Below are 4314 nucleotides of genomic sequence, written 5' to 3' on the forward strand. Positions count from 1 at the left end.
CAAAGTCGTTTTGAGGTACTCCAAAGTCGTTTTGAGGTACTCCAAAGTCGTGTTGGAGTACTTCAAACTTTGTCGCACTGCGATCAAGTACACAGGTGCGACGCCGATAGCGTTCGCGCAGCGTCTCGTAGAGAAGCGTTAGCGAGTCCGCGAGCGTCATAGCCCGCCTTCTCTACGAGACGCTCCGCGAACGGCATCGCTTTCATAAATCTTCACAAACAAAGCGATGTCTACGACGGGCTATTCGGCCTCACTTTACTTTTAAAACAGTCGCTACAATTGATAGATTTTACGCGATGTGCAACTTAATCCTTAGAACCTCACTTCCATTCCTCTCTCCCACAGGGGGAGAACAAAATCAGAACTGAAGTCCTGACTACAAACATTTTTAAAAGAAGGTTGATTAGCCAGACATGCTATAAATAAACATTAAAAAACTAACTATTCTACTCAGCATTACTAACGGTTTTTTGCTGTTGATAACGCTGTTTAAACTGCTGTTGCTGTATTTTATGATCCACAATTGGTTCAGGATAGCCAACAGCATGACGTTCTAAAGATGGAATTTTACCACTAACTAAATATTCTGTATCTACAGACCGTAATTCTGATACCCATTGCCGAATATATTCACCCTCTGGATCGAATTTTTGTGTTTGACTGGCTGGGTTAAAAATCCGCACAGGTTTAGGATCCATGCCGCTAGAAGCGCTCCATTGCCAACCGCCATTATTTGCAGATAAATCACCATCAATCAGGTGCTGCATAAAGTATTTTTCTCCCAATTGAGGACTAATTAGCAAGTCTTTGGTAAGAAAACTGGCGACAATCATTCGACAACGGTTATGCATCCAGCCACTTTCATTCATCTGGCGCATTGCTGCATCCACAATAGGATAGCCAGTTCTCCCCTCACACCAAGCTTGGAAATGTTCTTCGTTAGTTTGCCAAGGAAAGTTCTTAAAGGTATCGCGGAAAGCACCATCAGCTAATTCGGGGAAGTTATACATTGCATGTTGATAAAACTCCCGCCAAGCTAATTCTTGTTGCCATGTGCGAATATTAACTGCTGTTTCGTCACTGCGGCTATTTTCTTGTGCTTCTATGGTGGCTTGCCAAACGGTGCGAATGCCAATTACGCCAAATTTTAAAGCTGCACTTAGTTGCGATGTTCCATCAACTGCGGGGAAATTTCGCTGTTCTTGGTATTCAGTAATAGCTTTAGCAGTAAATTCCTCTAGCCGTTCTTGCGCCGCCGCCTCTCCCGGTGAAATAATCAATTCTCCATCCCAAATAAATCCTAAATCTTTGGCTGAAGGTAGCGTTAAGGCTCCTGCAAGTTTAGCAATTTCCTGTTCAGCTTCTGTTAAACCCTCAACATTTTGCAGAGTTTCTACTGGGTTCGCTTTCGGTTTGGTAATCCAATTTTTCCAGAAGGGGGTGTAAACTGTGTAAGGTTGATTGCTACCGGTACGTAATTGCTCTGGGGAATTGAGGATTTGATCCCAGTTTTGGTTAAGAAACTCAATACCTTTTTCTTTGAGGGCATTTATAACGGTGCGATCGCGTTCTTGCGAATAAGGTTCTACATCCCAATTCCAAAAAACTGCTTTGGCATTTATTGCTTCTGCTAAAGCTGGTATCGCTTGTACAGGATTGGCGTGGAGTATTAACAACTGGCTACCAACTTGAGCATATCGCTCTTGGAGTTTCTGCAAACAGCCAATCATATAAGTTATTTTCACAGGAGCAACATCATCCCGTTCCAGAATATTCGGATCAAGGCAAAACACGCCCACTACTTTCGGACTCTGTTGTTTTGCCGCAGCCAGTCCTGTATTGTCAGAAATGCGTAAATCGCGCCGATGCCAAAACAAAATTAAGTCAGACATTCTATACTACATATAGTTCACCCGTACTAGCTTAAATGCTAGTGGTACTAATGAACATCATTCTGGCGATAAATTTCTTTTGTGAGTGGGTATTAGACATTCGTCGGCTTGTCAGTCGGTATAGTGGCTTATTAGCTCAAAGTTGAGTATACTCTTCTTAACATTTAATTAGTCTTTTTGGTCATGGCTGAATTTGTGACAGACATCTTTGATCCCCCCTGTTTAGATTGCAAGATGTAGCGTTCATCAATGAGGATATCACGACAGAAAGGCTTGCAGATAATCATAATTTTGATCCCAAATTAAGCCAGCACAAGTTTTATACCAACTAAACTGGTACAAAATTAGCGCTTTTACTTAATATTAAGTAACAAATTGTTTTGGAACTACAAAAATAAATATTTATGTAGTTAAATGTATGAGATTAGTTGATGAATTATCTATAAAAATGGAGAAAATCCTTCCAGAAAAAATATTTTTATTAAAACAACACATCTAATTGATAGTTGGTAGAATCATACCAAGAATAACCAAAATTGATAACATTATGCCAAGAAAAGAACAAGGATGGGTCACATTTCAAACCTCAGAGGACGAGCGGAAAATTTTGGAGGAGTTCTGCGAACAGTCTCAACGCACCAAGACTGAGATTCTGCGAGAACTCGTGCGTAGCCTTAATCAGCAATCATCAGCACCAATATCGCCACCTATTCAGCAGGAAAAGCAGGAAGATATTTACACTGAAAAGCCTGAGATAGAAAGTAGTATTCCAAAGAAATCACTAAAAGTTAGTTCTCGCAATATTCTTAAAGGTGTCGTTAAACGAGTTGTTTATGGAGCAGTTAATAGTGAGGTGACTCTAGAAATTATTCATAAAGTAGAATTAACCTCGATTATCACTAGAGCTTCCGCAGAAGAGTTGGAACTATCTGAGGGAAAAGAAGCTTATGCAGTGATTAAATCTAACGATATTGTCATTGCTAGAGAATAGAAATACGTTGATTTTAGGGGTTGGATATTAAAAAGATGAATTATCATGACTAACATTTTTGAGCTTGGAAAGCTGCAAGATAAATTGAGTATATATAGTTAATGTGATGTCTACGACGGGCTACATCTACGCATATCCAATTGCTTAGAGATTAACTGGGATCATTTTTGTTTGGCTTATTGCTATACAAAATACAAAAAGATTTGCAATTGGATGTTGCGACGCCAAATAGCCCATCCTAGATATCACTTATGTAATAGCTGTTTTCATATAAATGGAACACATGGTAGTAGGGTAGCACAGCGATGCTACGCTACTGATGTTGACACAGATAACATCTGTATGATCCTACGCTTGGACGACAAAATCTGATGCACTCAGAGTTGGCGCACCAGTGAGAGTTGCAAATAAACCGCCGCTACCAAAACCTGCTGCACAGCCATTTTGGTTGTAGAACAACTGTCCACTCACAGCGTCGTAGATAATTTTCGCCGTGCTAGTTGCCCCGGAACTGGTGATTTTAAAATCACTGGCATTGCTAAAACCGATTCCCGCACTTGAAGCGAACGCACTAAAAGTAGTTTTATCTAGGATAATCTTATCACCTTGGGAACTCTTGAAGTCAGCGATCGCATCAACACCAACAGCAGTCAGGGCAAAAGCAGCATCAGTGTTGTAAAGGAATCTGTCAGAACCTACACCACCAATGAGAATATCATTGTCTTTGCCACCCACAAGAGTATCATTACCTTCTCCACCGATGAGAATATCATCGCCTGACCCGCCCCGCAACAGGTCATTGCCACTCAAGCCATTGATAATATCGTTACCTCCTTGACCATTAATCACATCATTGGAGTTGTCAAAACCTGCGATGTTATTGTTTAAGTCATTGAGGAAGGTGACAGTGTTTTTGTTGAAAATGCTAGCTTGAGTAGAGTTGGCATTCAAGACATCAAAGCTGTCGGCGATGTTGCTTTGCCCATCAAACAGGATATTGCCAATCGCAGGGCTTGCTCCAAAAACAGGCAGATTATCGAGGTTTTCTAATTTGAAGTTTTGCAGAGTGACTTTGGTAGAAGCCGCATTTTCAAAGGTAACTTCTAAGTTATTACCATTTTGAGTTAATTGCAGATTTTGGGCAGTTAAACCCGAACCTGTAAATTGCAAGGTGTCAACATTTGCAATGACTTGTGCTGAAGGATTTGTACCTTTACCAACGCCACCAAAATCGGTGATGGTGTCATTACCATCGCCAAGGCGAATAAAAAATTTATCTTGACCGCCGTTGCCTGTTAGGGTATCGTCACCAGTTAACCCATCAATGATATTGTTGCTCAGTGAACCAAATAAGTTATCTGCACCAGGAGTTCCAGTCAGGTTGACAGAGGTGCTGCTACTAGGAATATTCGTTCCCCCAAACACTACATA

The 4314-nt window shown here is 40.9% G+C and carries 3 protein-coding genes; 1 reads left to right on the forward strand and 2 read right to left on the reverse strand.

Annotated elements, in window-relative coordinates:
* Positions 1-446: 446 nt before the first annotated feature.
* Positions 447-1892, reverse strand: a complete 1446-nt coding sequence (locus ACFFAP_RS36480) for a deoxyribodipyrimidine photo-lyase, 8-HDF type (RefSeq protein WP_375515777.1) — start codon at positions 1890-1892, stop codon at positions 447-449.
* Between the two features lie 547 nt (positions 1893-2439).
* On the opposite strand from ACFFAP_RS36480, the gene ACFFAP_RS36485 reads away from it, so the two are divergent.
* Entirely contained in the window at positions 2440-2883 is a 444-nt protein-coding gene (locus ACFFAP_RS36485; protein ID WP_375515778.1) for a molybdopterin-binding protein, read from the forward strand.
* A 348-nt stretch (positions 2884-3231) separates the two neighbouring features.
* On the opposite strand, the gene ACFFAP_RS36490 is transcribed toward ACFFAP_RS36485, so the two are convergent.
* Positions 3232-4314: calcium-binding protein (locus tag ACFFAP_RS36490; RefSeq protein WP_375515779.1), on the reverse strand; the 1083-nt coding region annotated here is incomplete at its 5' end.

The sequence above is a fragment of the uncultured Nostoc sp. genome (assembly GCF_964245575.1).
Lineage (GTDB): Bacteria > Cyanobacteriota > Cyanobacteriia > Cyanobacteriales > Nostocaceae > Nostoc.